Source organism: uncultured Campylobacter sp. (assembly GCF_938017705.1).
Classification (GTDB): domain Bacteria; phylum Campylobacterota; class Campylobacteria; order Campylobacterales; family Campylobacteraceae; genus Campylobacter_B.
On the sequence record NZ_CALIIS010000147.1, the window covers coordinates 1 to 1,386 of the forward strand.

The window sequence follows — 1,386 nt, forward strand, 5'->3', positions numbered from 1 at the left end:
TGCAAAATTTCATTTAAATTTTGACGATACGGGATTTCATCCGAGGATTTTATAAGCAAAAGATAAACGGCATATTAAGAGGTAGCGGATATAAAATTTATCTGCAAATTCTCCAAGGATGGAATTTCTAATTTAAAATTTAAACTCTCAAAATTTTATAGTTTGATTTACTTCCAAATTCTTATCGCACCGAATTCTCCTTAAAATTTAAAGACGCAAAAGATTGCCACCAAAGTTTGCTACGAAATTTACCGGCGCGAAGTTTGCTACGTAAATAGCGCAAAAATCATATAGAAATTTCTACTAAAAATTTAAAGAGATAAAATCATCGGCATGATTATTTTAGATTTATTTTACGACAGAAATCCCGCTCTTGCGAGCAGGATTTCATTTCTTAGGGGGATAAGAAAAGGAGTTTAGGCTAAATAAATTTAGCCCGAGATTTCGTCTAGCCACGGAATTCGCGGCAAAAAGGAGCAAAAAGACGAAATCTCGCGCAAAATTTTAAGCCAAGATTTAAGCGATCGGCTCGCGACAATAAACGAGATTTGCGACGGCTTCAAAAGCTATCGCAAAAACGCCGTGCCGCAAGCATCAAAATTAAACAAGCCTTTGTTTTTTGAAATACTCGCGCGGAGCTTTGCAGAGCGGACAGGCGCTAGGAGCTTTCTTGCCGCGATGAACATGCCCGCAGACCTCGCACACCCAAACTTCCTCGTCAAAACTCTCGAAAAAGCCCTCCTCTAGCAGGATCTTTTGAAGCTCGTTGTATTCGCGCTCGTGCTCCTGCTCGACCTTGCCGATAGCGTTAAAAAGGCGCGCTACCTCTTTTTTGCCCTCTTCGGTCGCGATTTTAGCGAAGCTAGGATACATACTCTCGTGCTCGTAGCGCTCGCCGGCGGCGGCATCAAGCAGATTTTTATCCATCTTATCAAGCGGAATACCTGCGGCCGCATGATGCGCCTTTAGCTCAGCTCTGGCGTGCCATTTTTCGTTTTCGGCAGCCTCGTAAAAATGTCGCGCGATGGCGTGAAAGCCAGCCTCTTTGGCCAAATCGCCGTAAAGATCGTATTTATTGCGCGCTTGCGACTCGCCTGCGAACGCCTTCATTAAATTTACCTGCGTCAGATCCTCGGTGATGCATTTCATCGGCTCTCCGCAGCAGCTAAGCGTGCCGCCGCCTACTTTTTGCACCTCGACCTCCGCGCCGCATTTGTCGCATCTGTAAGTTTCGTACTGTCTCATTTTAATTCCCTATCAAAATTTTTGGGGAATGATACCACGGCTACTATTAAATTTTACTTAATAAATTTTATTCTTCTCAATAAATTTATGTTTTTGAGAAAATTTTGGCACGGAATTTTCGTCCGAAAAATTTAAACTCAA

The 1,386-nt window shown here is 42.7% G+C and carries 1 protein-coding gene; it reads right to left on the reverse strand.

The genetic code is table 11. From position 1 onward, the window contains the following. Window positions 1-600: 600 nt before the first annotated feature. Window positions 601-1,245, reverse strand: coding sequence for a ferritin family protein (locus Q0605_RS07535; RefSeq protein WP_298705684.1), 645 nt, complete (start codon window positions 1,243-1,245; stop codon window positions 601-603). Between the last annotated feature and the right edge of the window lie 141 nt (window positions 1,246-1,386).

Bases quoted from the DNA above. Each gene is read 5' to 3' on its own strand.
- Q0605_RS07535 (WP_298705684.1), bottom strand. From the start codon at position 1,245: ATGAGACAGTACGAAACTTACAGATGCGACAAATGCGGCGCGGAGGTC.